A 25,373-nucleotide genomic window follows, 5' to 3' on the forward strand; every position below is an offset into this window, starting at 1 on the left:
GTGGCCTCCCGGGTCCTGAGCACCCGGCAGGCGGGCAACTGACGTGCCGCTAGGCCAGCTGGCGCTCGATCCGGGCGGCGCTTTCGGCAAGGGCAGCCCCCACTGTCTCCGGATCATGGGCGGAACGGATATAGACGACGGCGAGCGCGGCCGGGCGTCCGCCAGGCACCCGAACCGGGGCTGCCAGCGAGGATACGCCCGCAATGACTTCGTCGTGGCTGGCCGAGTATCCCTTCCGGCGTGCCTCGCCCGCCTCCGGGCGGTAGGGGATTCCTGTGTTCAGCCGGTCCCATTCGGCTTCCGTGAGTGCCGACTGGATGGCAATGCCGGGTGCACCGGCATTGATCGGGTGCCGGGTGCCGGGATGCTGCGCCACCGTTGCCCCTGAATGCCTCGGCTCAACCGTGACCAGGGTGATGCAGTCGTGGTGGTCCCACACCGCCACGAACGCCGTCATGTCGAGGGTATTGGCGAGGTGCGTCAGCTCGGGAAGCGCCGCGGCCTGGAGGTTCCGCGAAACCCCGCGCGCCAGGACAGCCAGCCCGGGCCCCGGCTGGACCTTGCCGGCGTCGTCCCGCACCAGGAGCGAATGGTCTTCAAGGGTCCGCAGGATCCGGTAGGCCACCGACCGGTGCACCCCCATGGCGTCAGCAAGTTCCGCGATGGTCATCGGGCCGGAGGCGGCGGCGAGGATTTCCAGGGCACGGATGCCCCTGGACAGCGTCTGGGACGCGGAAGCCTGCGCCGGCGCGGCGCCTGAAGGGGCTGCGGCGGTGGGGGTCATGGTTTCCATCCTAGGTGGCCGGCCGATTGCGTTCCGTACTTCCTATTGTGGCCCAGTTCGCAAACTTTTTCGGAATGTGAACCGCGGATTCCCATATGGAACTCAGCATCCAAGGCGTCAGCGGGAGTGAAAATTCTTGCAGGGCGTGTTTTGCCTCACAAATTCGTAGTACCCTTCTAACTAACTGACCGTTCTGTCGGTAATCCTGAAGGCGTCCCGGCGGCAAAGCTGCCACTGAACAATGGAGTTTCAATGACCACACCGTCCAAGGTGGACACCCTTGCCGGCCCCAGCACCCGCCGGGAGGAACGTAAGGTCCTCGCCGGCACCCTGGTGGGCACCACCATCGAGTGGTACGACTTCTTCATCTTTGCCCAGTTGACCGCAACGCTGCTGTCACCGCTGTTCCTGGCACCGCTGAACGAATCGAACCCCGGCCTGGCCCAGATCCTCTCCTTCGCCCTGATCGGCATCAGCTTCCTGTTCCGGCCGCTCGGCGCCGTCGTCGCAGGCCACTTGGGCGACCGGCTGGGTCGCAAGGCGGTGCTTGTGATGACGCTCGTGATGATGGGCGCTGCCACCGCCTTGATCGGCATGCTGCCCACCTATGCCCAGATCGGCGCGTGGGCGCCTATCCTCCTGATCCTGCTCCGCATCCTCCAGGGATTCTCTGCTGGAGGTGAATGGGGAGGGGCGGCGCTGATGGCGGTTGAACATGCGCCACTGAACAAACGCGGCCTGTTCGGTGCCTACCCGCAGATCGGTGTGCCGATCGGCATGATCCTGGCCACAGGCCTGCTGTTCCTGCTCAACACCAGCATGCCACGGGAAGATTTCACCACATGGGGCTGGCGCGTGCCGTTCCTGCTCTCGATCGTCCTCATCGTTGTTGGCTACCTGATCCGCCGCGCCGTGGCCGAAAGCCCGGTGTTCCAGGAAATGGCCGCACGGAAGCAGGAAAGCAAAGCCCCGCTGGGTGAGCTGGTCCGGAACCACAAAAAGCCGGTCCTGTACTCCACCATGATTTTCATCGCGAACAATGCTGCCGGCTATCTGCTGATCGCCTTCTTCATCGCCTACGCCACCCGGACCCTGCAGATGCCTACACCCCAGGTTCTCCTGGCCACCACCCTTGCGTCGTTCGGCTGGCTGATCTTTACCTTGGCGGGAGGCTGGCTCTCGGACCGGATCGGCCGGGTCAAGACGTTCCTCACGGGTTACGCCATCATCTTCGTCTGGATGATTCCCATGTTCGCCCTGATAGACACGAAGAACATCTGGCTCTACGGTGTGGCTCTGTTCGTCCTAACCATCGGACTGGGCCTCTCGTATGGCCCCATGTCCGCGATGTACGCCGAAATGTTCCCTGCCAATGTCCGCTACTCGGGCATTTCCATCGGCTACGCCTTCGGCGCGATCCTGGGCGGCGCGTTTGCGGCCACCATCGCCGAGACCCTGCTGCAGACCACCAGGTGGACGGGCTCCATCGGCATCTACATCATGGTGCTCTGCGTCATCTCCGCCATCGGCGTGGTGCTGGCCAAGGAAACCAAGGGCCGGCCGCTGGGAGTCAGCCACCACTAGTCCCCACCGTCGCCCTAACCTCGCTTCGCTCGGCCAGGGGACCCTGATGGCGTGGGCCCAGCCCTGTCTATCCGGCAGATGGTCCGACCGGGAAGCCCCTGAAGACAGGCCGACGGCGGGCCCGGACCATGTGGTCCGGGCCCGCCGCCGTGTGGCTGGAAGTGCTACTGCCCCAGGAAGCTGATGGCGGCGTCGTCGGTCAGTTGTTCGAAATGCCGGTAGAAGCTGCCCACCGCACGGAACTTGCCCGGCACGTGCAGGCAGAGCACGGCGTCGCAGACGCGCTCCACGGAGGCCTCGGCATCGATGGACGCCACCGGGGCGGCGGCCACCACGGTGGCGGCCCCACCTTCGCGGACTGCCTCGACGGCGGCCCGCATGGTGGCGCCGGTAGCCAGGCCGTCGTCCACCAGCACCACAGTCTTCCCGCGCAGGTCATGGCCGGTGCCGGGGTAGAGGTCCACGCGGCGAAGAAGTTCGGCGCGCTCGCGCTGCTCCACCTCATCAAGCCACTCGCGGCGCACCCCGTGCTCCAGGACGCGGTCAAGCAGGGGTTTGTTGAGGAGCCGGACGGTGCGGCCGCGTGCCCACGCCAGTGCTCCATAGGCGGTCTCCTCATGGCCGGGGATGCCCAGTTTCCGCACCAGCACCGTTCCCAGGGGAAGGTAGAGGGCCTTGGCCGCCGCAGCGGCCACGGGGATCCCGCCACGTGCCAGGCCCAGGACCAGGGTGTCCGGCCGCTCCCGGAACTGCGGAAGCACCGCGGCCAGGCGCTCGCCGGCCTCCATGCGGTCTTCGAAACGCGTAACCATCTGCTCCTCCAGGCTTGCCTGCACCTGGTTTCAGCCTACCGCCAGCCCCGGTGGCCGGCGCCCTGGCCATGCGGCAGGGACGCGGGACCTAGATGGCCAGGAACGCGATGGCGGCCTGCTTGAAGGCCCGGCTGGTAACGGCGTTGGTGTGGTTGCGTCCCGGCAGGACAAGCTGTTCGGCCATGGAACCGGCGCTTGCCGCCAGCTCAGCGAGTTTCGGAAGGCTGCCCACCCGTTCGTCCTGGTCGCCGGAGACCAGGAGCATCGGAACGTGCGGGACGGCCTCGGCGGGGTCGTAGGGTTCGGCCTTGATGGCCTCCACCAGGGACAGGAGGGCAAAGATGTTGTTGCTGGGCAGCAGCAGGGCCATCTTCAGGAGGCGTGCGGTGGACTCGTCAGCTATCGGGGTGCCGTCGGCCAGGTAGTCCTGCGCGGCCACCAGGTCGAACTCGGCCAGCGGATCGGCGGTGTTCGCTCCGCCAAGAACCAGGCGGTGGACGATTTCCGGCTGGGTGGCGCCGAACTCCCAGGCGAGCCGGGAACCCAGCGAATAGCCCACAACGTCGAGTCCGCTGGAAGGGTCATCCTCCTGCAGCGGCCGGACACCGGCGTCGAACGCGGCCTGGAGCAGGTCCGCCCGGATCCTGCTGGGGGAGTAGGAGTCGCGGTCCTCCGGCGCGCCGCTGCGGCCGTGCCCCGGCAGGTCCACGGTGATCACCCGGCGTCCGGCCTGCAGCAGGGCCTGCACCCAGCCGGTGTCCTCCCAGTTCAGCTTGGAGGAGGAGGAAAAGCCGTGCAGCAGCAGCACCGGCCGGAGCCCGGCGTCCTCCGCCGGTTCGTGAACCCCCACGTACAGCTGGGGGTCCGTACCCTCGACGGTATGCGTTTGCTGTTGGCCGGTGTGCCTGCCGCTCATGCTGTCAGTCCTCATCAACTCATGCGTCCGGGCAGACCCGGCGCGACGGTGCCTGGCATCACTCTACCTGCCGTGCTGGTGCCCCGCGGTGCCGGAGGTCCGGCTTGCGAAGCGGGCTCCCAGTGCGCAGGCGAGGGCGATGCCGGCGATCAGGGCAAAGGTGCTGAAAAGCTGCACGCGGCTGGTGGCGGCGCTGAAGCCGACCGCAAAGATCAGTCCCAGCAGGACCAGGCCAACGATGGTGAGGCCCGGGAAGCCCTTCATCCGCAGGGGGAGTGGAATGCCCTCCCGGTCCGCGCGCCGGCGCAGCACCAGCTGGGATACCAGTGCGCTGCCCCACACCACCAGGCAAGTGGATCCCACCAGCTGGAAGAGGGCCGGAAGGATGCGCTCCGGAAACAGCAGTTCCAGGACGGTGGCAATGAAGCCGAATGCAACGGAGACCGCAACCGCCAGCATGGGGACGCTCTGCCCGGCCAGCCGGGACAGGAAAGCCGGCGCCTCCCCCCGCTCAGCCAGCGAATAGACCATCCGCGACGCGCCGTACAGGTTGGCATTCAGCGCAGAGAGGAGTGCTACGACGGCCACCAGGGTTATGGCGGTGGCGGCACCCGGGATGCCGGCGACACCGAGGACGCCGGCGAAAGGCGACGCCAGCCCGCCGGACGTGGCGGGAAGGACGGCCGCGATGACGAATACCGAGCCGATGTAGAACACCAGGATCCGCCACACCACGGTGCGGATGGCTTTTCCCACGCTGTGCTCGGGATCCTCCGTCTCCGCTGCCGCCACGGAAACGATCTCCGTTCCGCCGAAGGCGAAGATCACCACGAAGAGTGCCGAGGCGATGCCTCCCAGTCCTTGGGGGGCGAAGTCCGTGGTGAGGTTTGCCAGGCCCGGGGAGGCAACGTCCGGCAGGAGTCCCAGCAGAAGGGCTGCGCCCACTATCAGGAACAGGACGATCGCGGCCACCTTGAGGATGGCGAACCAGAATTCGAACTCCCCGAAGTTCCGGACCCCGGCCAGGTTGATGCCGGTGAACACCACCATGAACACGAGCGCGAGAGCCCAAACCGGGATGACGGGCCATACCGAAAACAGCAGCCCCGCGGCACCGAGTGCTTCGGCGGCGATGACCACCACCAGCTGCAGCCACCACAGCCACCCGATGGTGGCCCCCGCGGTCTTGCCCAGGGCCCTTTCGGCGTAGACGGAGAAGGCCCCGCTGTTCGGGTTTGCCGCCGCCATCTCACCCAGTGCCCACATCACCAGGATGATGAGTGTCCCCGCCACAAGGTAGGAGACCAGCACCGCGGGGCCCGCCGCCTGGATGCCGGCGCCGGAACCGAGGAACAAGCCGGCGCCGATGGCGGATCCAAGCCCCATCATGGTGAGCTGTCGGGGCTTCATGCTGTGGCCGAGGTGGTGCTGTGGGCGGGCGGGGGCGGACTTCGTCGTCATGGAAGTGAACCTTCTTGGGGTCTTGGGTTTTCATCCTCTTGGGACCACTCGAATTTACCGCCTGGCGGGCGCCCTGCCGAACCGCCCCGGCTGCGCCCCCGGGCGCATCCGGCCCGGGCCGCGTTTCCGCTGTGAGACACATTTCTGGTTTATAGCCTGCTGCCCTTAGAATCAGTTATGGTCATGTTGACCATAACTACTGTGGCCACGCAGCCGGACCGTTATGAGTGAGGAGGTGGATGCATGTACTACAGCTCAGCGAACGTTTCCGAGCGCCGTGCCGCGCCCCCTTCGCTTGCCATCTCCACGGTGATCTTCGCGTTGCGTCCCAGTGAAACGTCGGGCCGGCCCACCCTGTGGCTGCCGCTGGTGCGCCGCATCCGCGAACCCTTCAAGGGGCTGTGGGCCCTGCCGGGCGGACCGCTCAGCCATGAGGAGTCCCTCCAGGACGCCGCATCACGGAACCTTCGGGAAACGACCGGCCTGGCCCCCAACTACCTCGAGCAGCTGTACGCCTTCGGCGGCCTGCACCGGTCACCCACCCAGCGGGTGGTCTCCATCGTCTACTGGGCCCTGGTCCAGCCGACGGAGGCAGCGCTGGCTGACGTTTCAGAGAACGTGCGGTGGTTCCGGGCGGACCGGTTGGGCGACCTGGCGTTCGACCACAACGCGATCGTGGACTACGCACTCTGGCGCCTGCGGAACAAGCTGGCCTACGGCTCGGTGGCGTACCACCTCCTGGGCGAGTACTTCACCCTGGCCCAGGTCCGCGAGGTCTACGAAGCGGTCCTGGACCGCCAGCTGGATCCCGCCAACTTCCGGCGCCAGCTCAGGTCCACCCCGGAAATCGAAGAAACAGACCACTTCCTCCAGGGCGGCAAACACCGCCCGCCCCGCCTCTACCGCTTCACCGGCCGGCCCGGCCTTGATCCAGACAACAGGAGCACACTATGAGCAGCGTCAACACCGCAATCCAGCTGATCACGCGTGAACAGGCCGAAAAGGGCGCAGCCGCCAAAGGCAGCACCTGCAGCCCCGCCCTCGCCAAGGGCCCATGGGACTACGATCTGGCAGAGGCGCTCGCCGGCATCCCGGCCTACGGTCCCGGAGCCTCCAGCGCCGACGTGGCCCCGGCGGCCACACCACGGCAGGGACAGCTGCCCGAGGAATACAAGCTGGCCAGCGACGCCGAGCTTGCCGAACGCATCACCGCCGCCAAAGCGGCACTGGGGGACCGGGCCGTCATCCTGGGGCACTTCTACCAGCGGGACGAGGTTGTCCAGTACGCGGACTTCGTGGGCGATTCCTTCCAGCTTGCCAACGCCGCCCTGACCCGGCCCGACGCAGAGGCGATCATCTTCTGCGGAGTCCACTTCATGGCCGAAACTGCGGACATCCTCTCCAAGCCCGACCAGGCCGTCATCCTGCCCAACCTCGCCGCCGGCTGCTCCATGGCGGACATGGCCGACGCCGATTCGGTGGCCGAGTGCTGGGAACAGCTGGAGGAAATCTTCGGCACCGAGCCCGACGCCGACGGCCGGGTTCCGGTCATTCCCGTCACGTACATGAATTCCTCGGCAGCCCTCAAGGCGTTTTGCGGCGAGCACGGGGGCATCGTGTGCACCTCGTCCAACGCAAAGACAGTCCTTGAATGGGCCTTCCAGCGGGCACAGCGCGTGCTGTTCTTCCCGGACCAGCACCTGGGCCGCAACACGGCCAAAGCGCTGGGCGTGCCGCTGGAGCAGATGCCCATGTGGAACCCGCGCAAGGAGCTCGGCGGCAACGTGGAGCAGGCGCTCCTGGATTCCCGGGTGATCCTGTGGCACGGGTTCTGCTCGGTACACAAGCGCTTCACTACCGCCCAGATCGACAAGGCACGGGCCGATTTCCCCGGCGTCCAGGTGATCGTCCACCCGGAATGCCCCATGGAAGTGGTGGACGCCGCGGATTCCGCCGGTTCGACGGACTTCATCAAGAAAGCCATCGCCGGCGCCACGGAGCCCACAACCTTCGCGATCGGCACCGAGATCAACATGGTGAACCGGCTGGCTGCAGAATATCCGCAGCACACCATCTTCTGCCTGGACCCCGTCATCTGTCCCTGCTCCACCATGTACCGGATCCACCCCGGCTACCTCGCCTGGGTGCTGGAGGAACTTGTTGCCGGCCGCGTGGTCAACAGGATCACCGTGGACGACGCCGTGCAGGCCAATGCCCGGACCGCCCTCGAGCGCATGCTCGCGGCCAGGCCATAGCGAAAGCCTCCCACCATGTTCGAACGAGGGACGGTCCCGCCCGGGGCCAGCTCAGGAGCTCCCGCCCGGCGGCGGCTCCTCGTCGTCGGGAGCGGCATCGCCGGCCTGTACGCCGCCCTGCTGGCGGCCGACGCCGGTGCCGATACCGTCCTGCTGACCAAGGGCCGGCTGGACGAGAGCAACACCTGGTACGCGCAGGGCGGGATTTCGGCCGTGCTCCAGGACCCCGCGGCCGGCGATACCGTGGCCGCGCACATCGCGGACACGCTGCGGGCCGGGGCGGGGCATTGTGATGAAGGGGCCGTCCGGCTCATGTGCACCGAAGCGCGGCTGGACATCGAGGGCCTCCGGCGCTTCGGCGTGCGCTTTGACATGGGGAACGACGGCGGCCCGGCCCTTGGCCTCGAAGCCGCCCACAGCGCGCCACGCATCCTCCATGCCGGCGGCGATGCCACCGGTGCCAGGGTCGCCGAAGCCCTGATCCGTTCCGTGTTTACAGCACAGGCGGAAGGAAGACTCAAGGTTCTGAGCCGGGCCTACGCAACCGCCCTCCTGCAGGACGGCGGCCGGGTCACCGGACTAGAGTACCTGCAGGACGGCCGTACCGCCAGCATCGAAGCGGATGCCGTTCTGCTGGCCACCGGTGGTGCCGGACAGCTGTTCGCCCAGACCACCAACCCCGGCGTTGCCACCGCCGACGGCCTGGCGCTCGCCGTCCGTGCCGGCGCAGCCACCGCAGACCTCGAATTCTTCCAGTTCCACCCGACCTGCATGGTGGACACGGCTGGCGAACCTGCCGCCGCAGCCGGGCCACTGCTGATCTCCGAAGCGGTCCGCGGGGAAGGTGCCATCCTGGTGGACTCCGGCGGGCGCCGCTTCATGCGTGCCTACCACCCCGACGCCGAACTCGCCCCGCGAGACGTCGTGTCGCGGAGCATCGCCCTCCACCTGGCCAAACTCGGCGACCCCAACGGCCACGTCTACCTCGACGCACGGGTCATAGAGCAGGCACGCGGCGCAGGGTTCCTCGAGCGCCGGTTCCCCACCCTCACCCGGAAGACCCGCGAGGCCGGCATCGACTGGACCCGTGAACTTGTCCCCGTGGCACCGGCGGCCCACTACTGGATGGGCGGCGTCGCCACCGATTACTCCGCACGCACCAGCATCCCCGGGCTCTACGCCGCCGGCGAAGTCGCCCGCACCGGTGTCCACGGGGGAAACCGTTTGGCCAGCAACTCGCTCCTCGAAGGACTCGTCTTCGGCCGCCGCGCTGTTGAATCTTTTCTCTCAGGTGACTGCTCTGCCTGGGTGTCGCCTGACGGCGCTCCTCCGCGTACTAGCTCGGCCGCGGGCGGCCTCCCTTTGACGTACGCTTCCGGAGCCCCGGCAGTCGACGAGGGCGGGTCACCTTCAGAGGGGCTTCCAACTGACGGGGTGGCCGAATCGGGTGCTTCGGCTGGGAGTCCGCTTGCCAACTTCGGTGGGGGGAGTGAACCGTTCTCCCGGGGAGCTCTGCGGCGGTTGATGACTTCTAATGCCGGGGTACTGCGGTCGGGGGAGCTGTTGGCTGAGGCCGCTGAAACTCTGGAGGCGTGGGTCGGCGTCGTTCGGCCTGACACTGTTGCTGTTGCTGCGGAGCCGGGCCGGGACCCGTCCGCCCTTGGAGACCGGAATCTGCTGTTGGCTGCCCGGTTGCTCGTTGCTGCCGCGCTGGAACGCTCCGAATCCCTTGGTGCCCATTACCGCAGCGACGAACCCGTCGAAACCATTTCACTTCGTCCGAAAGCGAGCCTTGTCCATGACTGAGCACTCCGTAATCGACCAGGCTGTCCGTCCCCGGCCGGTCCCCGGCCTGACCCTTCCGGCAGGACCCGTCCGGGAAATCCTGGAACGTGCCCTCGCCGAGGACGCGCCCGCAGGGGACATCACTTCCCAGCTGCTGATCCCGGCTGCCGCCCGCGCCACGGCCGTGCTGAACGCCCGCGTGCCCGGCGTCCTGAGCGGGGCCACGGTGTTCCGTGATGCCATGCAGCTGGTGGATCCGGACATCAGCGTTGAATTGCTGGTGGCGGACGGGGAGGCGTTCGACGCCGGCACCCACCTCGCCCGCGTCAGCGGCCCCGCCAGGTCCGTGCTGCTCGCCGAGCGGGTTGCACTCAACCTGGTCCAGCGGATGTCCGCCATCGCCACCTGGACCGCCGAGTTCGTGCAGCTGACAGAAGGCACGCGGGCACGGATCACCGACACCCGCAAAACCACCCCCGGCCTGCGGATCCTGGAGCGCTTCGCCGTCCGCTGCGGGGGCGGGGCCAACCACCGGTACAGCCTTTCCGACGCCGTGCTGGCCAAGGACAACCACCTGGCAGTAATGACCGGCGGGGATCCCGCCAGGCTCACGGAACTGCTGCTCGAGGCCAGGGCGCACCTGGGGCACACCACCCACTTCGAAGTGGAAGTGGACCGGATGGACCAGATCGAACCGGTCCTGGCGGCAGGCGTGGACACCATCATGCTGGATAACTTCAGCATCGAAGAGCTGGCCGCAGGAGTTGCCCTGGTGGCAGGACGGGCCCGGGTGGAAGCGAGCGGGAACGTCAACATCCACACGGTCGCAGCGATCGCCGCCACCGGCGTGGACGTGATCTCCGTCGGTGCCCTGACCCACACAGTGGCAGCCCTTGACCTCGGCCTGGACGTGGAACTGACCGTCGGGTGAGCGCACTGTGATTTTCCTGGACGCCGCCGCCACGACCCCGGTCCGCCGTGAGGTTCTCGAGGCCATGTGGCCCTACCTCACCGGAGAATTCGGGAACCCGTCCAGCCACCACACGCTGGGGGAGTCCGCCGCGCGGGCACTCGCCGATGCCCGCGCCTCCGTGGCCGCCGCACTGGGCTGCCGGCCGGGCGAAGTGACGTTTACATCGGGAGGAACCGAAGCGGACAACCTGGCCGTAAAGGGCATCGCCCTGGCCCGGCAGGCCGCTGACCCTGCCTTGAACCGGGTGGTGATCAGCGCCGTCGAACACCCGGCCGTGGAGGAGTCCGCCCGCTACCTGGAACGCTTCCACGGCTTCAGCGTGGACGTGGTCCCGGTGGACAGCTCCGGGCAGGTGACTCCCGCGGCGCTCAAGGATGTCCTCCGGCCGGAAACGGCGCTGGTCAGCGTGATGTACGCCAACAATGAGGTGGGCACCGTCCAGCCGGTCGCGGAGCTGGCCGCCCTGGCCCGGGAGCGCGGAGTCCCCTTCCACACCGACGCAGTGCAGGCGGCGGGCTGGCTGCCCCTGGACAGCAAGGCCCTCGGCGTGGACGCAATGAGCATTTCCGGCCACAAACTGGGGGCGCCCAAAGGCTGTGGCGTGCTGTACGTCCGGGGCCGGACAAGGGTAGAGCCCCTTATCCACGGGGGCGGGCAGGAACGGGGCCGGCGGTCCGGCACGGAGAACGTTGCCGGGGCCGTCGGCCTGGCCACGGCCTTGGCGCTCTCCCAGGCACGCCAGCAGGACCAGCAGGCAAGGGTCGCTGCGCTTCAGGACAACTTCATCAGTGCAGTGTTGTCCGCCGTCCCCGGTGCGGTCCTCACCGGCCATCCCGCGGCCCGTCTCCCGTCCGTGGCGTCATTCTGCTTCCCGGGCACCAGCGGCGAGTCCGTGCTGCTGGAACTGGAACGCCAGGGCGTGGTGTGCTCCAGCGGCTCAGCGTGTGCCGCCGGCTCAGATGCACCGTCGCCGGTGCTGACGGCACTGGGGATTCCCGCCGAGGTTGCCCAGACGGCGGTCCGGTTCAGCTTCGATGCGTCCGTCACCGCGGAGGACCTGGACGCTGCGGCCGCCGCTGTTGGTTCCGCCGTCACGAGCGTCCGGGCCCTGGGCGCGGGCTGACGGCGCTGCCCAACGGTTAGTCAGCAGTGCTGCGCAACGGCGCCTTTCAACACCGCTGCCCAACGCCGCTACCCAGCGGCGCGACGACGGCACGGCCCAGCGGGCTCAGTACAGCTCGCCCACGGGGATATCCACCGCCAGCCGGTTGGCCGGGCCCGGCAGGGGGCACGCCCACGCCTCGTTGTAGGCGCAGGACGGGTTGTAGGCAAAGTTGAAGTCCAGGACGAATGTGGCATCCGGGCCGGTGCCCTGGACGCCGTGGAAGGCGCCCTTGATGGTGTCCAGGAGGTACCGTCCGCCGCCGTAGCTGCCGCCTGGCTGGCCGGCGGTCGCATCCCTGAACGGCACGAAGATGCCGCCGCCGTATCCATGCAGCTTCCACACAGCCAGCTGCCCCATTTCCGGCAGGTCAAACGTGCCCAGCCGGATGAAGTGGACCACGCCGTCAGTACCGGTGTCCACTGCCATTTCCCGGCCTGCGCCCTCCTTAGTCAGCGGCACATGGAACCGGTAGATGGGGTCGTAGTCGGCCGTTTTGAGGCCGGAGAACAGCGCCTTGCCTTCGGCGGTGAGGGCCGAGGCCGGGTGCGTGGCAAACATGAGGTCCCGCTGGTGCCGCCAGTAGGAGTGGGCTTCCGCCGGGTTTTCACCGGAGATCTTCCGGACGTTTTCGTAAAGCGCAAAGGTCCGGAGCCGCCAGTCGGCGATGTCGACGGCGGAAATGTCCGCGGGGTTTTCTTCGGCCGTGCCGTGCTGTTCCGCCATAGTCCCCAGCCTAGTCCCCGTGACACGTATGCCGGTCCCGTCGCGACACGCCCGCCGGGTGCGCCCGGTCCTGCCGGTGGCGTCCCGGACAGTCGGGGCGTAGGGGAAACACGCCCGCCGGCCGCCGTGCCGGGCAGGGAAGCGCCGCTAGGCTGGCTTCATGAGAGGCAAGGCACCGGTTCCAGTCCTGTCCGCGGTCTTCCTGCTGGCCGCCGCCCTGACCGTGGCAGGATGCTCAGGGCAGCAGGAAAGCGGTCCTGGCTGGACCGCGCAGCCCGATGCGGCGCCACAGTCAACTGCCGGCCCAAGTGCCGGTTCCGGAGCGTCAAGGGCACCTGCCACGGACGGTGCTTCCGCCACGGCCACCGCGGGACCATCACCTGCCCCCACGGCCGCTGCCTGGAAGACGTTTTCCGATCCCGCAAGGACAGTAAGTTTCGAGCTGCCCCAGGACTGGATCGCCCAGTCCGTGACGCCCGACGAGGGGACGCTCCCCGGCGCGCTGAAGATCGAGGTCAAGAAGCCCGACGGCACGTTCATGGCTGCCTTGCGGACCGGACTGCCGCCGTCGGCCGCTGACTGCCCCGAAAGCGCCCGCAAGCCGTACACCGTGATCAGCAGCCTGCCGGTGGACGTGGCGGCCGGGGGCGGCGAGGGGACCATTCCGCCACGAATGGTGTTCCGGGTGATCCAGGGGTACAGGTTCTTCGGGTCCTACGGCATCACAAACGTGGTGGGCGGCGCCGGCAACCAGGCCTGCGAACTTCGAAACGTGGTCCGCGGACCAGCCGGCAAGGGGGACTGGTCCTTCGGCGACCTGGTGTCCCTGAAGGCGTTCGCGCCGGACCAGAAGGTGGCCCCCGCGAAGGCGTTCGACACACTTGGGCAGGCAGCGGAGTATGTGGAGGGAAGCACGGACTTTGCCAACGTGCAGCGGATGCTAATGTCTCTGGAGATCAAAAACTAGTCCCGCTGCCGGCTCCCACAGGTGCCGGAAGGGCGGCGGCTTTCCTTCCGACGCCGACACCCCCGGAGATTCATGGAACGCTCTGTTTCCGCACGCCTGGCCTTCCGCACCGCAGCCAACACCAAGGTGGCCATGGCCATCGCAGTGGCGCGGAACAGCGGCTATTCCTCGTTCGAGGAGTCCTTGTCCGTTAGGGCGGACGGCGAGGAGGTGGCGCTGACCGAGATCGGCGACCACCACGGCGGCAGGTTCCACTACATGGAGTTCAGCGAACCATCCGACGTGATAGTGGAGTACGCGGCCACGGTAGCCGGCCGGGGGGAGCCGGAGGACACCGCTCTCGCCGACCGCATCCGCTACGTCCGTCCCAGCCGGTACGCGGAGTCGGACCGGCTGCTGCCCACCGCCTATGCCGAATTCGACAGCGTCTCCGGCGCCGGCCTGCTGCAGGCGGTGCGCAACTGGGTCCACGGCGAACTCCGCTACCTGAGCGGCTCGTCCCGCGGCACGGACGGGGCCGTGGAAACGCTCCTCAGCAGGCGCGGCGTGTGCCGGGACTTCGCGCACCTGGCCATCGCCCTGCTGCGGTCCAAGGACATTCCGGCCCGCCTGGCGGCGGTCTACGCCCCCGGCCTCAACCCCATGGACTTCCACGCCGTGGCCGAGGCCTACGTGGACGGCGCCTGGCACGTCATCGACCCCACGGGGCTGGCCCCGCGCGAGTCGATGCTGCGCATCACCGCCGGCCGGGACTCCTCCGATACCGCCTTCCTCTCGACGGTGGGCGGCAGCCTGGTCCTCAACCAGCTGAAGGTCACCGCCGTCGTTAACGGCGACCTGCCGGTTGAGGACGCCGGCCGGCTGGTGCAGCTGGGCTAGCGTTTTCCCAGGGAATCCCGGAGTTTGTCCGTCAGCCGCCGGAGCTCCTTCTGCTCCGCCGGAGTCAGGGCCGGGCCCACCAGCGCCGAAATGTCGCGCACGTGCTCGCGGCCAATCTCCTTCTGGAGTTCCCGGCCTTCGTCAGTGAGCTGGATCAGGATGCCGCGGCCGTCCTCCGGTGCGGGCATCCGTGCCACCAGCCCGCGCTTCTCCAGCCGCTCCACCAGCCGGCTCAGGCTGGACTGGCTCAACAGGACGTTGTCATTGAGCTCGTTGAGCCGCAGCCAGCCGGAGGGGCAGCGGGACAGCGTGAACAGGACGTCGTACTCGTTCACCGCGAGCTTCCGGAAGGCCGGGCCCGACTGCAGCTTGCGCATCACAGCCACCTGGGCCCGGAACAGCGACTCCCAGGTCTCCGCCGCGAGACGGACGGGCGATTCCGGTCCTCCGGCAGCCATTACGCCTCCGCCGGGGTCTTTGCGGCGTCCTGGGCAGCCAGCAGCGTGGCGACCCGGCCTGCGTGGGTGGGCGGCTCGGGAACGTGGGCGGGCTTGCGGGCGGCGTACTCCTTGCGCAGCACGGGAAGGACTTCCTCGCCGAACAGGTCCAGCTGCTCCAGGACCGTCTTCAGCGGAAGTCCGGCGTGGTCAATCAGGAACAGCTGCCGCTGGTAGTCGCCGAAGTGCTCGCGGAAGGTCAGGGTCTTTTCAATGACTTCCTGCGGGCTGCCCACCGTGAGGGGCGTCTGCGCGGTGAAATCCTCCAGCGACGGCCCGTGCCCGTAAACCGGGGCGTTGTCGAAGTAGGGCCGGAATTCCTTGACCGCGTCCTGTGAGTTCTTCCGCATGAAGAACTGGCCGCCCAAGCCGACGATCGCCTGGTCCGCCTTGCCGTGCCCGTAGTGCTCGTAGCGCTCGCGGTAAAGGCCGATCAGCTGCTGGTAGTGCTCCTTGGGCCAGAAGATGTTGTTGGCGAAGAAGCCGTCACCGTAGTACGCAGCCACTTCGGCGATCTGCGGCGTCCGGATGGACCCGTGCCAGACGAAGGGGGCGACGCCGTCGAGCGGGCGGGGCGTGGAGGTGAAGTTCTGCAGCGGAGTGCGGAACTTTCCGGACCAGTTTACGGTGTCCTCGTCCCAAAGCCGGCGCAGCAGGCTGTAGTTCTCGATGGCCAGCTCCACGCCGTCCTGGATGTTCTTGCCGAACCAGGGGTACACCGGGGCAGTGTTGCCGCGGCCCAGGACCAGGTCCACGCGCCCGTCGGCAAGGTGCTGGAGCATCGCAAAGTCCTCGGCGATCTTCACGGGATCGTTCGTGGTGATCAGCGTGGTGGCCGTTGACAGGATGATCCGCTCGGTCTGCGCCGCGATGTAGGCGAGCGTTGTGGTGGGGGAGGAAGAGAAGAACGGACGGTTGTGGTGCTCGCCCAGGGCGTACACGTCCATCCCGATCTCTTCGACCTTTTTGGCGATGGCAACCGAGGCCTTGATCCGCTCGTTCTCGGTGGGAGTGCGGCCCGTGGTGGGGTCCGTGGTGATATCGCTGACGCTGAAGACGCCGATCTGCATGATGTGCCCTTTCCTGAGTTGCGAGCTTGGTTCAAGTGTAAACCAACTTAGATGCATTTGCATCTATCGCCGGATACAACGCGGCCGGGCGGCGAATATTCCCTGTTCTACTCCGGGCTTCCCTGGGCGGCACGGCGGCCGCTGACCTTCGGCACCATTCCCGTGGTCCAGTCGTCGAATTCATCATCCACGTCGGCCGCCTGGGCAAACTCGGGGCGCTCCTGGAGCTCCCGGAGCAGCGCCTTCTTCTCGCGCCGGCCCTCCACCAACCGGTACAGCACCGGGACGAGGACGAGCGTCAGGGCAGTGGACGAGACAAGCCCGCCGATCACCACCACGGCCAGCGGCTGCGAAATGAAGCCCCCGCCGCCCGTCAGGCCCATCGCCATGGGGGTGAGGGCGAAGACCGTTGCCAGCGCCGTCATGAGGATGGGCCGAAGCCGCTGGCGGGCACCGTGCGTGATGGCGTCCGCAACGTTCATGCCCGGCCGTCCGTCACGCGGCTGCCGGTACTGGTTGATGAGGTCGATCAGCACGATGGCGTTGGTGACCACAATGCCCACCAGCATGAGCATGCCGATCAGGGACGGCAGGCCAAGCGGGACGCCTGTCACCAGCAGCAGGGCCACGGCCCCGGTGGCCGCGAACGGCACGGAGACCAGCAGGATCAGCGGCTGGACCAGGGACTTGAAGGTGGCCACCATGATCACGTACACGATGGCGATGGCCGCCAGCAGGGCCAGGCCGAGCTGCCGGAACGATTCCGCCTGCTGCGTGGTTGCGCCGCCGATTTCGGCGGTCACCCCGGGCGGGAGCTGCACATCGGCCAGGCGCTTCTGGACTTCGGCGCTGACCGCGCCAAGGTTGGAGCCCGACGGCGTGACGGACACCCGTGCGGTCCGCTGCCCGTTGCTGGCCGTGATGGAGACCGGAACGTCCACCTGTTCCACTGACGCGATGCTGCCTAGGGTCACAGGGCCGGCAGCTGCGGGCAGCGGGATGTTCCGGACGGCGTCGATGCTGGTGAACCGGGTTCCCTTGCCGATCTGCACGGGGAAGTCGTCGGTCTCGATCCGGACTTCGCCTGCCGGGATGGGGCTGATAGTGGACGCAAGGACCCCGGCAACCTGTTCTTCGTTGAGGCCCGCTGCCACCGCCTTGGCCCTGTCCACCTTCACCTGCACCACGGGCTGGGCGGCTGCCAGGTTGGTTTCCACCTCGCTGCTGCCCGGGACACCGGCCATGGCCGCAACCATCGTGTCGCTGGCTTCCTGCAGGTCGGCCGTGCTGGCTGCCTTGAGGGTGATGTCCACCGTGGAGGACGTGCCGAAACCGCCCTGCTGCGTCCCCACGGATACCTTGCCCGAATCCGGCACCTTGGCCAGTTCGGAGCGCACGGTGTCCTGCAGCTCCACCTGGTCCGCCTTTTCGTCGGTGACCACAGTGAATGTCGAATTCGAGGAGCCGGTGGAGACGAGGGCGGCGAACCCGGCCTGCGCGTTGCCGGACGTCACCTGGACGTCTTCAATGCCGTCGATGCCGCGCAGTACCGCCTCCAGCCGGACGGCCGCCGCACTGGTGTCCGCCAGGCTGGTTCCGGCGGGGAGCACCTGGCGCACGGTCATGCTGTTCTGGCCGGAGTTGCCGAGGAGGTTGGTGGCCAGCAGGGGAGCCATGGCAGCGGTTGCGCCCAGGACCAGCGCCGCAGCCACCAGGGTGATGATGGGGTGCTTCTGGGTGGAGGTGAGGATGGGCAGGTAGCCCCGCTGCAGCCGGCTGCGCTGCTCGGCTTCCTGCGCCTTCGCCCGCGCTTCGGCGGCGAAAGCACGGGCCGCGGCAGAATCGGCCTGCAGGCCGGGCGCTGCGCCCTTGTTCCGGAGGAACCAGTAGGCCAGGACCGGAACGATGGTCAGTGAGACCAGTAGGGAGGCCAGCAGTGCCATGGTGACAGTCAGGGCGAAGGGCCGGAACAGCTCGCCGGCCAGTTCGCCCACGAAGGCAATGGGGAGGAACACGGCCACCGTGGTCAGGGTGGAGGCGGTGATGGCGCCGGCAACCTCCCGGATGGCGGTGAGGATGGCGGTGACCTTCTCCTCCCCGTACGTGAGGTGCCGCTTGATGTTTTCGATGACAACGATCGAGTCGTCCACCACCCGGCCGATGGCGATGGTCAGCGCGCCAAGTGTCAGGATGTTCAGCGAGTATTTGGTGGCGGACAACCCGATAAAGGTGATCAGCAGGGACAGGGGGATGGAAACCGCGGTCACCAGGGTGGAACGGGCGGACATCAGGAAGACCAGGATGACGGCCACGGCGAAGCCCAGTCCCAACAGGCCTTCGGTGGTCAGGTCCTTGATGGACTTTTCGATGAAGGGTGCCTGGTCGAAGACGGGCGTGAACTTCGCGCCGGATCCCAGCTCGGTCTCCAGGTCGCCCAGTATGTCCCGCACGGCGTGGGAGATGGCCACGGTGTCACCCTCGGGCTTCTTGGTGACGGACACCGCAAGGGTTTCCTCCCCGTTGGTACGGGTGATGGACGTGCGTTCGTCGTCCTGCAGCGACACATCTGCCACGCTGCCAACGGTTGCGGAGTTCCTGGTCCCGGAAAGCGGCAGGGCCTTGATGGCATCGAGCGAGTCCACGGGGCTGCCGATCTGCAGCGACAGCGTCTTGCCTTGTTCCTCCAGGGTTCCGGCCGGCACCAGTGCGCCATTGTTTGCCAGCGCGTCCCGGATGGAGGTGATGCTGGCCCCCGCGGCGGCCATGGCCTCCGGGCGCGGAAGGATCTCGATGTGCTGGGTGGCGCCGCCCGTGACGTCGGCTCCCCGGACGCCGTCGATCTTCTGCAGCCTCGGCACGCTCAGCCGCTGAAGGTCGGCGTTGAGCTCGCTGAGCGGTTTGTCCGAGGACACGGCCAGGAAAACGATGGGGAAGTCACTGATGCTGCCAGCGATGGCCTGCGGCTGGACATCCTCCGGCAGCGTCCTCTTGGCGTTGGAGATTGCGCGGTCGATCTGGGCGCGGGCGCGGTCCAGGTTGGAGCCATAGGTGAACACCAGGGTGATCTGCGAAACCCCGTTCCGGGAAGTGGAGGAGGTGGACTCCAGCCCCTCCACCCCGTTGAGCGCCGTCTCCAGCGGCCCGCTCACCTGTTTGTCCACAACCTCCGGAGAGGCTCCGGGCATGGCCGTGAGTACCGTGATCTGCGGGAACTCAATGGAAGGAATGAGCTCCTGCTTCAGCGACGTCATGGTAATCACACCGAAGACGGACGCGAAGACGGTGATCAGTGCGATCAGCGCCCGGTTCGCCAGGGAGAGGTGGGCCAGACGGAACATCGCATGAACTCCTGGAGGGTAGGGGAACTGGGACGTCCACGCTGGTGCCGGCCGGTGGCCGAAGCCGGGTCAGCGGCCGGCAGTAACGCTCTCCAGCTGCAGTGACTTGGCGGTCGCCTGCTCCAGCTCCACGGCGAGGTCCGGATTCTCATCCAGCTTCACCCCGTAGCCGGGCATCATGTCCTTCAGCTTCGACTGCCAGCCCTTGAAGTTCTTCGGGAACGTCTTCTGCAGCAGTTCGATCATGATGGGAACAGCGGTCGAAGCTCCGGGGGACGCGCCGAGGAGCGCTCCGATGGAACCGTCACGGCCGGCGATCACTTCAGTACCGAATTGCAGGACACCGCCCTTGTTCGGGTCTTTCTTGATGATCTGTACACGCTGGCCGGCGGTAATCAGTTCCCAGTCGCCATCCTTGGCCTCGGGGTAGTACTCGCGCAGCGCCTCGACCTTGTCCCCGTGCCGCTTGGCCACTTCCTTGATCAGGTAGGCGGTGAGGTCCATGTTGTCCTTGGCCACGGCAAGCATGGGAATGATATTGGACGGGCGGATGGACAGCGGCAGGTCCAGGTAGGAGCCGTTCTTGAGGAAGTTGGTGGAGAATCCGGCGTAGGGGCCGAAGAGCAGCGAACGCTTGCCGTCCACGTACCGGGTGTCCAGGTGCGGGACGGACATGGGCGGGGCACCCACCGACGCCTGGCCGTACACCTTGGCGCTGTGCTGGGCCGCGATGGTTTCGTCCGTGCAGCGGAAGAACTGGCCGGACACGGGGAAGCCGCCGTAGCCCTTGCTCTCCGGGATGCCGGAAGCCTGGAGCAGGTGGAGGGCGCCGCCGCCGGCGCCGACAAAGACGAACTTGGCATGGATCTTGCCGTGCTCTCCGGACTTCGGGTACTTCAGCGAGAGGTCCCAGCCGCCGCCGGACGCGCGGGAAATACCCGTGACGTCATGGCCGTAGTTGATTTCGACGCCGTTGTTCCCCAGGTACGTGGTCAGTTCGCGGGTCAGTGCCCCGAAGTCCACGTCGGTACCTTCGGCGGCACGCGTGGCGGCAACGCGCTGCTTCGGGTCGCGTCCCTTGACGATCAGCGGAGCCCACTTGGCGATCTGGGCCTGGTCCTCCGAGTACTCCATGCTCCGGAACAGGGCGTGCGGCTTCAATGCCTCATACCGGGTCTTCAGGAAGCGGGTGTGGTCCTCGCCGATCACGAAGCTCATGTGCGGCACGGTGTTGATGAAGCCCTTGGGCGAACCGATGAGGTTCCTATCCACCAGGTGGGACCAGAACTGCCGGGAGAGCTGGAACTGTTCGTTGATGAGCAGTGCCTTGGCGGGGTTTACTGAGCCGTCCTTGTCCGCAGGGGAGTAGTTGAGCTCGCAGAGGGCGGCATGGCCGGTTCCTGCGTTGTTCCACGGGCCTGAGCTTTCCAGCCCGGGCTGGTCCAGCCGCTCGAACAGGGAGATGGTCCAGTTCGGCTCCAGCTGCTTGAGAAATGCCCCCAGCGTGGCGCTCATGATGCCGCCGCCAATCAGGACGACGTCGGCATGCGGGGTCTTGGAAATGAAGGTCACGATCAGTCTCCGATTGCAGCGGCTCTGGCTGTCACAGAATATCCCCGGGCAGCCGACATACTGAAATTGGATGCGCCCGTCAAGGCTTTAGTTGCACCTTCGTGAAAACTTCATTTAAGACCGGCGACGCCGGGTAGCCCACCACCCGGTCGGAGAGGGCAAGTGCCGAGATCGGGAAGGCAATTGGAACTGCCGGTACGGTGGCAGCAATCTGGGCGTTGATGGTGTGATATTGCTCATCCCGCTCCTGGCCTTCCGGCAGGCCCCGGGCGCGGTTGATCTTGGAGAAGACCTGCGGATCCTGGTAACCGAACTCACCGTTCTTTTCCCCGAACAAGGGACCCACGAAGTTGTCGGCATCGGAATAGGAGCCGTTCCAGCCCAGGAGGTGGAGGGCGTGGTCGCCGGGGGACTGGACCTTCTGGAGGTAGCCTTCGGACCATTCCACCGGGACGGGGCGGATGTTGAAGCCAGCCGCGGTGAGCTGCCGGCTGAGCTCTGCATAGACTTTTTCGGGCGTGGGCAGGTACGGCCGTGTCACGTTCAGCGGGTAGTAGAACTTCAGTTCCTCGCCCGCGTAGCCGGCTTCCTTGAGGTACTCCTTGGCTTTTGCAAGGTTGTGGCCCAGTTCCGGGGCATCGTTGTTGAAGCCGCTGATCTTCGGCGGGACAAACTGTGTTGCCCTTGCGGTGTTGTCGATGAAGAACTTCCGGATCAGGGTTTCCTTGTCGATGGCCATCTCGATGGCCTGGCGGACCAACAGACTCTGCAGGACCGGAACCTCCTGGTTGATGCCCACATACATCACCGAGAACGGGTCCCGCTGGACGATCTGCTTTCCACGCTTGACCAGTTGGTCGAAATTGCCGACGGTCACCGCATCGTAGCCGTCGATCTTGCCGTCAAGCAGGGCCTGGAGCCGGAGCTGCGGATGGTTGTAGGCCAGGAAGTTGATGGTGGCAATCTGGCCCCTCTCGCCCCAGTAGGCCTTGTTGGTCACGAGGGTGACGCTTTGTGCTTCCCAGGCGGCGAACCTGAAGGGGCCTGTGCCCACGGGATTTGTGGCGAACGCGGACAGCGGGGGACCGCCGCGGTCCTGGTCCAGGACGTCTGCCCTGCCGGCGGCGAGGGCGGCAGGCGATGCCATGGCAAACGCGGGGAGGGTGAGGGCCTGGAGGAAGGCCGTGAACCGCTGGGTGAGGTCGATGCGTACCGTGTGCTCGGACAAGGCGGTGCAGCTCTTGAAAATAGACAGGTCGGGCTCATCCGAATGCGCCTTGAAGACCCCCTTGAACGAGCTGCCCGGGGCCTGCCGGCGGAGGTCCGGGGAGAAGGCGAACCATCGGTTGAAGTTAATGCAGACGGCTTCCGCATTAAAAGGTGTGCCGTCATGGAAGACCACTCCCTTGCGCAGCGTGAACGTGTAGGAGCGGCCTTCGTTGTACTCGCTCCATTCCGTGGCCAGCAAGGGCGTGGGCTTGCCCGTCGTCTGGTCCACGCCCACCAGGCCCTCGAGGATCTGCCGGGTGATCCGCTGCGACTCGACGTCGCTGGACAGTGCCGGGTCCAGTCCCAGGGGCTGGGCTGCGGTGCCGAAATTAAAGGTGGCAGTGGGTTCGGCCGGGGTGGTGGCGCTGGGTGAACCGGACGAGGGCGACGGGGCCGGAGCGGCCGTGCACGAGGCCGCGCCCAGTGCCAGGAGGGCGGCGCCGGCCGTCAGGACCGTCCGCCGCGATGGACTGCTGGGCACTCGTGGATCACCTCTGGATATCGCCGGTCCGCTACCTGCGGGCCGGAAAGCCCAGTCTAATTGACGGTTCTGCCGGTCCCGTTAAGGCTGTTGCTCCTGGGATGCCGCTGCCGCTGCCGCTTAAGCACCGGCGCCGGGCTCCGCGAGTGGCGGGGCCCGGCGTCCGGATGGCACACCGTGCGGTTGTGCTTGGTGCCTACTTGGGCATCAGCACCGAGTCGATCAGGTAGACGGTGGCGTTCTTGGTCTGGACACCGCCGCAGATCACGCTGGCGTCGTCAACCTTGAGCGCGTCGCCGCTGCCGCTCACGGTGACCGAGCCGCCCTGGACAGTTGCGTGGGTGCCGGCAATCATGTCGGGACTGATCTGCCCGGGGACAACGTGGTAGGTGAGGATCTTGCTCAGGAGTGCGTCGTCGGTCTTCAGGGTTTCGATGGTGGCCGGGTCGATCTTGGCAAAGGCCTCATCCACCGGAGCGAAGACCGTGAATTCGCCACCGTTGAGCGTGTCCACCAGGTCAACCTTGGGGTTCAGCTTTCCGGAAACGGCAGAGGTCAGGGTGGTCAGGATGGGGTTGTTCGAGGCGGCAACGGCAACGGGATCAAGGGCCATGCCCTCAACCGAGCCGGCGCCGGTGGGTACCTGCTCCGCGTAGGCAGCGCAACCCGGGCCCACCAGGTTTGCTGCAGGATCCATGGCAGCGGCGGACGGGCTCGCCGAGGGGGAGGCGGCCATGCTGGAGGGGGCCGCGGACGGGCTCTCAGCCGCGGCGGAGGACCCCGAGGCGCTGCCGGTGCCGCCACAGGCCGTCAGGCCCAGCAATGCTGCAGCTGCAACGCCTGCGACGCTGAAGGTTGTGCGCGTGATTGTCTGCATTTCAGTTCTCCTTGGATCATGGCTTCTGCCACCACAAACGGGGTGTCCGCGGCGTCTATCAGTTCTGGCTTTGTAAGCACCTGCCCGGGCTGGTGTCTCATTGGCTATTCGGCCGCAGGGCAGGACCGGATGGGTGGATCAAGGAAGTTTTTCGGCGGCGGACGAAATCCGGCGGCAGCGACAAGAGCAGGTGAAGGAGCTGATCGGCGGGTTAACGCAGAAAATCCCCCGGTGCCGGATGGCTCACGGACCGGGGGATCTTCTGATGTGATGTGCGCAAGGGGGGACTTGAACCCCCACGCCCGAAGGCACAGGAACCTAAATCCTGCGTGTCTGCCAATTTCACCACTCGCGCGTGGCGTCATGCCGAAGGACGGAAAACCAGTTCCACGAAACAGTACCGGAACTGCGTACGACGGCGGATGCCAGTCTTTATTGTAGCGTCGCCCGCGCCGTGGCCGGGCCAGGCAGCGGAGCGGTCAGGCGTCCAGCTTCAGGTCGCGGCGCAGCTTGGCCACGTGGCCGGTTGCGCGGACGTTGTACTGGGCCAGCAGAACCTTGCCGTCGGGGTCCACCACGATGGTGGACCGGATCAGGCCCTCGTAGGTCTTGCCGTAGTTCTTCTTTTCACCCCAGGCACCGTAGGCCTCTGCCACCGCATGGTCCTCATCAGCGAGCAGGGGAAAAGTCAGTTCCTCCTTGGCGGCGAACTTGGCCAGCTTTTCCACCGGGTCCGGCGAGATCCCCAGTACGTCGTACCCGGCGGCCTGCAGGGACGACAGGCTGTCCCGGAAGTCGCAGGCCTCCTTGGTGCAGCCCGGGGTGGACGCGGCCGGGTAGAAGTAGACGATGGTGTGCCGGCCGCTGCCCGGGGACAGGCTGACGTCCTTGCCCGCCGAGTCTTTCAGGGTAAATGCGGGGGCTTTGTCACCGGTCACGAGTCTGTCAGCCATTGTTTTTCTCCTAGTTGCAGGCGGGACACAACAGCCTAGTAAGGGGGAGGGGCCGGTGCTAATCGGCACTTGGCTATACTTGCTGCTATGCCTGATATGGAGCACTGGCCCACGGGACGCCTCTTGTCCACTGCTGCGCGCCTCGTAGAACACTCATGGAACGAAAAACTTGGTGCCATCGGTCTCACGCACGCCGGAGTCATAGCCATTGAGGTTTTGGCTGCCCAGGGACCCATGACCCAGGCACAGCTTGCCCAATTTGTGCGTGTGCAGGCACAGACCATGGGCAAAACCCTCAGCCGGCTTGAGTCGCACGGGCACATCATCCGGGTGCGCAGCACGTCGGACCGCAGGAGCCACGTGGTGTCACTCACCGAACGGGGTAAGGAGGCTGTTGCGGCCGCCGTCGAGATGGAGCGTTCCGTCCTTGCCTCGGCGTCCATCGACCCTGAAGTACTCCGGCAGGAACTCAAGGCCGTGGTCCGGGAACTCGCCAGCCAGTTCGGCACAGTGCCCAGCAACGCCGCGGCGCTTGTGGAGAATTCACCCTAGGCAGGTCCTGGCGCCGTCTGTTCCGGACCAGCGGGGCGTGGCTGCAGTTTCACTACGAAACTGCAGCCACGCCTTTTTTGTTGGCGTCGACCGTTCCGGTGACGATGGATGCGGCGTTGGTACTGCGCATCGTAGCGGAAAAACAAAACAGCCCCCGGCCCGCGTTTCCGCAAGCCAGAGGCTGTTTTCCCAGTGGTGCACCCCCCGGGACTTGAACCCGGAACCCATTGATTAAGAGTCAATTGCTCTGCCAATTGAGCTAGAGGTGCATCTTGTTTGTTTCAGTCATCCGGGCTTTTTCTTTCCCGTTGACCTCCGCAACGACATGAAACTCTACACGAACTTTTGATGCATGTGAAATCGGGCCCCGCTTCGAGGGGCGGGTCACACCTGGGGCAGGCAAACCCCCGGAAAATCAAGGTTTTCCGGGGGTTTGCCTGCCCCAATGCCTGTCCGGAAA

General features: G+C 66.5%; 21 protein-coding genes and 2 tRNA genes. 9 read left to right on the plus strand and 14 right to left on the minus strand.

Translation table 11 applies throughout. The features are described 5' to 3' along the window. Positions 1-49: 49 nt before the first annotated feature. Entirely contained in the window at positions 50-784 is a 735-nt protein-coding gene (locus AC5RUO_RS06865) for an IclR family transcriptional regulator (RefSeq protein WP_494008608.1), read from the minus strand. A 252-nt stretch (positions 785-1,036) separates the two neighbouring features. Here AC5RUO_RS06865 and AC5RUO_RS06870 point away from each other — a divergent pair, with 252 nt between their 5' ends. Next, positions 1,037-2,368, plus strand: a complete 1,332-nt coding sequence (locus tag AC5RUO_RS06870) for an MFS transporter (protein ID WP_494008607.1) — start codon at positions 1,037-1,039, stop codon at positions 2,366-2,368. Positions 2,369-2,532: 164 nt separating this feature from the next. Here AC5RUO_RS06870 and AC5RUO_RS06875 read toward each other — a convergent pair whose 3' ends face one another. From AC5RUO_RS06875 to AC5RUO_RS06885, 3 genes are all read right to left on the minus strand, one after another. After that, a complete protein-coding gene (locus AC5RUO_RS06875; RefSeq protein WP_494051335.1) occupies positions 2,533-3,180 on the minus strand; it encodes a phosphoribosyltransferase in 648 nt (215 codons plus the stop codon). Between the two features lie 88 nt (positions 3,181-3,268). Beyond that, positions 3,269-4,096: an alpha/beta fold hydrolase gene (locus tag AC5RUO_RS06880; RefSeq protein WP_494008606.1), complete on the minus strand. Its 828-nt coding sequence runs from the start codon at positions 4,094-4,096 to the stop codon at positions 3,269-3,271. A 63-nt stretch (positions 4,097-4,159) separates the two neighbouring features. Further along, entirely contained in the window at positions 4,160-5,557 is a 1,398-nt protein-coding gene (locus AC5RUO_RS06885; RefSeq protein ID WP_494008605.1) for an amino acid permease, read from the minus strand. 243 nt (positions 5,558-5,800) lie between these two features. Between AC5RUO_RS06885 and AC5RUO_RS06890 the strand changes: the two genes are divergently transcribed. The 5 genes from AC5RUO_RS06890 to AC5RUO_RS06910 are packed head-to-tail and all read left to right on the plus strand — an operon-like array spanning position 5,801 to position 11,693. Beyond that, positions 5,801-6,511: an NUDIX hydrolase gene (locus tag AC5RUO_RS06890; RefSeq protein WP_494008604.1), complete on the plus strand. Its 711-nt coding sequence runs from the start codon at positions 5,801-5,803 to the stop codon at positions 6,509-6,511. Beyond that, positions 6,508-7,812 (plus strand): quinolinate synthase NadA, encoded by a 1,305-nt coding sequence (gene nadA, locus AC5RUO_RS06895; protein ID WP_494050723.1) that lies wholly within the window; start codon positions 6,508-6,510, stop codon positions 7,810-7,812. Before AC5RUO_RS06890 ends, nadA begins: the two co-directional genes overlap by 4 nt. Before the next feature lie 15 nt (positions 7,813-7,827). Beyond that, positions 7,828-9,618 carry an L-aspartate oxidase gene (gene nadB / locus AC5RUO_RS06900; protein WP_494103128.1) on the plus strand — a complete coding sequence of 597 codons (1,791 nt, stop codon included), beginning with the start codon at positions 7,828-7,830 and terminating at the stop codon, positions 9,616-9,618. After that, positions 9,611-10,528, plus strand: coding sequence for a carboxylating nicotinate-nucleotide diphosphorylase (nadC, locus tag AC5RUO_RS06905; RefSeq protein WP_494103129.1), 918 nt, complete (start codon positions 9,611-9,613; stop codon positions 10,526-10,528). Before nadB ends, nadC begins: the two co-directional genes overlap by 8 nt. A 7-nt stretch (positions 10,529-10,535) precedes the next feature. Continuing rightward, complete coding sequence (locus tag AC5RUO_RS06910; RefSeq protein WP_494103130.1) at positions 10,536-11,693, plus strand: cysteine desulfurase family protein; 1,158 nt, start codon at positions 10,536-10,538, stop codon at positions 11,691-11,693. A 105-nt stretch (positions 11,694-11,798) separates the two neighbouring features. Here AC5RUO_RS06910 and AC5RUO_RS06915 read toward each other — a convergent pair whose 3' ends face one another. Beyond that, the gene (locus AC5RUO_RS06915; RefSeq protein ID WP_494008599.1) at positions 11,799-12,458 is read right to left on the minus strand and encodes a DUF1684 domain-containing protein; all 660 of its coding nucleotides are present in this window, start codon (positions 12,456-12,458) and stop codon (positions 11,799-11,801) included. A 160-nt stretch (positions 12,459-12,618) separates the two neighbouring features. On the opposite strand from AC5RUO_RS06915, the gene AC5RUO_RS06920 reads away from it, so the two are divergent. Continuing rightward, positions 12,619-13,425 (plus strand): hypothetical protein, encoded by an 807-nt coding sequence (locus AC5RUO_RS06920; protein ID WP_494103131.1) that lies wholly within the window; start codon positions 12,619-12,621, stop codon positions 13,423-13,425. A gap of 72 nt (positions 13,426-13,497) precedes the next feature. Continuing rightward, on the plus strand, positions 13,498-14,304 hold the full coding sequence (locus AC5RUO_RS06925; protein WP_494103132.1) for a transglutaminase-like domain-containing protein: 807 nt from the start codon (positions 13,498-13,500) through the stop codon (positions 14,302-14,304). Here AC5RUO_RS06925 and AC5RUO_RS06930 read toward each other — a convergent pair. The 8 genes from AC5RUO_RS06930 to bcp all read right to left on the minus strand — a co-directional run bounded on the left by AC5RUO_RS06930 (position 14,301) and on the right by bcp (position 24,361). Continuing rightward, a complete protein-coding gene (locus tag AC5RUO_RS06930) occupies positions 14,301-14,762 on the minus strand; it encodes a MarR family winged helix-turn-helix transcriptional regulator (protein WP_009356527.1) in 462 nt (153 codons plus the stop codon). The two genes, AC5RUO_RS06925 and AC5RUO_RS06930, sit on opposite strands and share 4 nt — an antisense overlap. Next, positions 14,762-15,871, minus strand: a complete 1,110-nt coding sequence (locus AC5RUO_RS06935) for an LLM class flavin-dependent oxidoreductase (RefSeq protein ID WP_494008596.1) — start codon at positions 15,869-15,871, stop codon at positions 14,762-14,764. Before AC5RUO_RS06935 ends, AC5RUO_RS06930 begins: the two co-directional genes overlap by 1 nt. A gap of 107 nt (positions 15,872-15,978) precedes the next feature. Then, positions 15,979-19,209 carry an efflux RND transporter permease subunit gene (locus AC5RUO_RS06940; RefSeq protein WP_494103133.1) on the minus strand — a complete coding sequence of 1,077 codons (3,231 nt, stop codon included), beginning with the start codon at positions 19,207-19,209 and terminating at the stop codon, positions 15,979-15,981. Positions 19,210-19,278: 69 nt separating this feature from the next. Beyond that, on the minus strand, positions 19,279-20,781 hold the full coding sequence (locus AC5RUO_RS06945) for a malate:quinone oxidoreductase (protein WP_494103134.1): 1,503 nt from the start codon (positions 20,779-20,781) through the stop codon (positions 19,279-19,281). Positions 20,782-20,860: 79 nt separating this feature from the next. Then, positions 20,861-22,531, minus strand: coding sequence for an ABC transporter substrate-binding protein (locus AC5RUO_RS06950; RefSeq protein ID WP_494103135.1), 1,671 nt, complete (start codon positions 22,529-22,531; stop codon positions 20,861-20,863). 196 nt (positions 22,532-22,727) lie between these two features. Further along, positions 22,728-23,408: a fasciclin domain-containing protein gene (locus AC5RUO_RS06955; protein ID WP_494008592.1), complete on the minus strand. Its 681-nt coding sequence runs from the start codon at positions 23,406-23,408 to the stop codon at positions 22,728-22,730. Between the two features lie 273 nt (positions 23,409-23,681). Continuing rightward, positions 23,682-23,763, minus strand: a tRNA-Leu gene (locus AC5RUO_RS06960). A gap of 124 nt (positions 23,764-23,887) precedes the next feature. Further along, the gene (gene bcp, locus AC5RUO_RS06965) at positions 23,888-24,361 is read right to left on the minus strand and encodes a thioredoxin-dependent thiol peroxidase (protein WP_494008591.1); all 474 of its coding nucleotides are present in this window, start codon (positions 24,359-24,361) and stop codon (positions 23,888-23,890) included. A 96-nt stretch (positions 24,362-24,457) separates the two neighbouring features. On the opposite strand from bcp, the gene AC5RUO_RS06970 reads away from it, so the two are divergent. Continuing rightward, a complete protein-coding gene (locus AC5RUO_RS06970) occupies positions 24,458-24,913 on the plus strand; it encodes a MarR family winged helix-turn-helix transcriptional regulator (protein WP_494008985.1) in 456 nt (151 codons plus the stop codon). Between the two features lie 193 nt (positions 24,914-25,106). On the opposite strand, the gene AC5RUO_RS06975 is transcribed toward AC5RUO_RS06970, so the two are convergent. Further along, positions 25,107-25,182, minus strand: a tRNA-Lys gene (locus AC5RUO_RS06975). Between the last annotated feature and the right edge of the window lie 191 nt (positions 25,183-25,373).

This window comes from Arthrobacter sp. Y3221087 (assembly GCF_059089905.1).

Coding starts and splice junctions, on each gene's coding strand:
- AC5RUO_RS06890 (WP_494008604.1), top strand. CDS start 5,801: ATGTACTACAGCTCAGCGAACGTTTCCGAGCGCCGTGCCGCGCCCCCT.
- AC5RUO_RS06955 (WP_494008592.1), bottom strand. CDS start 23,408: ATGCAGACAATCACGCGCACAACCTTCAGCGTCGCAGGCGTTGCAGCT.
- AC5RUO_RS06880 (WP_494008606.1), bottom strand. CDS start 4,096: ATGAGCGGCAGGCACACCGGCCAACAGCAAACGCATACCGTCGAGGGT.
- nadC (WP_494103129.1), top strand. CDS start 9,611: ATGACTGAGCACTCCGTAATCGACCAGGCTGTCCGTCCCCGGCCGGTC.
- AC5RUO_RS06930 (WP_009356527.1), bottom strand. CDS start 14,762: ATGGCTGCCGGAGGACCGGAATCGCCCGTCCGTCTCGCGGCGGAGACC.
- bcp (WP_494008591.1), bottom strand. CDS start 24,361: ATGGCTGACAGACTCGTGACCGGTGACAAAGCCCCCGCATTTACCCTG.
- AC5RUO_RS06915 (WP_494008599.1), bottom strand. CDS start 12,458: ATGGCGGAACAGCACGGCACGGCCGAAGAAAACCCCGCGGACATTTCC.
- AC5RUO_RS06920 (WP_494103131.1), top strand. CDS start 12,619: ATGAGAGGCAAGGCACCGGTTCCAGTCCTGTCCGCGGTCTTCCTGCTG.
- AC5RUO_RS06925 (WP_494103132.1), top strand. CDS start 13,498: ATGGAACGCTCTGTTTCCGCACGCCTGGCCTTCCGCACCGCAGCCAAC.
- AC5RUO_RS06865 (WP_494008608.1), bottom strand. CDS start 784: ATGACCCCCACCGCCGCAGCCCCTTCAGGCGCCGCGCCGGCGCAGGCT.
- AC5RUO_RS06940 (WP_494103133.1), bottom strand. CDS start 19,209: ATGTTCCGTCTGGCCCACCTCTCCCTGGCGAACCGGGCGCTGATCGCA.
- AC5RUO_RS06970 (WP_494008985.1), top strand. CDS start 24,458: ATGGAGCACTGGCCCACGGGACGCCTCTTGTCCACTGCTGCGCGCCTC.
- AC5RUO_RS06885 (WP_494008605.1), bottom strand. CDS start 5,557: ATGACGACGAAGTCCGCCCCCGCCCGCCCACAGCACCACCTCGGCCAC.
- nadA (WP_494050723.1), top strand. CDS start 6,508: ATGAGCAGCGTCAACACCGCAATCCAGCTGATCACGCGTGAACAGGCC.
- AC5RUO_RS06875 (WP_494051335.1), bottom strand. CDS start 3,180: ATGGTTACGCGTTTCGAAGACCGCATGGAGGCCGGCGAGCGCCTGGCC.
- nadB (WP_494103128.1), top strand. CDS start 7,828: ATGTTCGAACGAGGGACGGTCCCGCCCGGGGCCAGCTCAGGAGCTCCC.
- AC5RUO_RS06870 (WP_494008607.1), top strand. CDS start 1,037: ATGACCACACCGTCCAAGGTGGACACCCTTGCCGGCCCCAGCACCCGC.
- AC5RUO_RS06935 (WP_494008596.1), bottom strand. CDS start 15,871: ATGCAGATCGGCGTCTTCAGCGTCAGCGATATCACCACGGACCCCACC.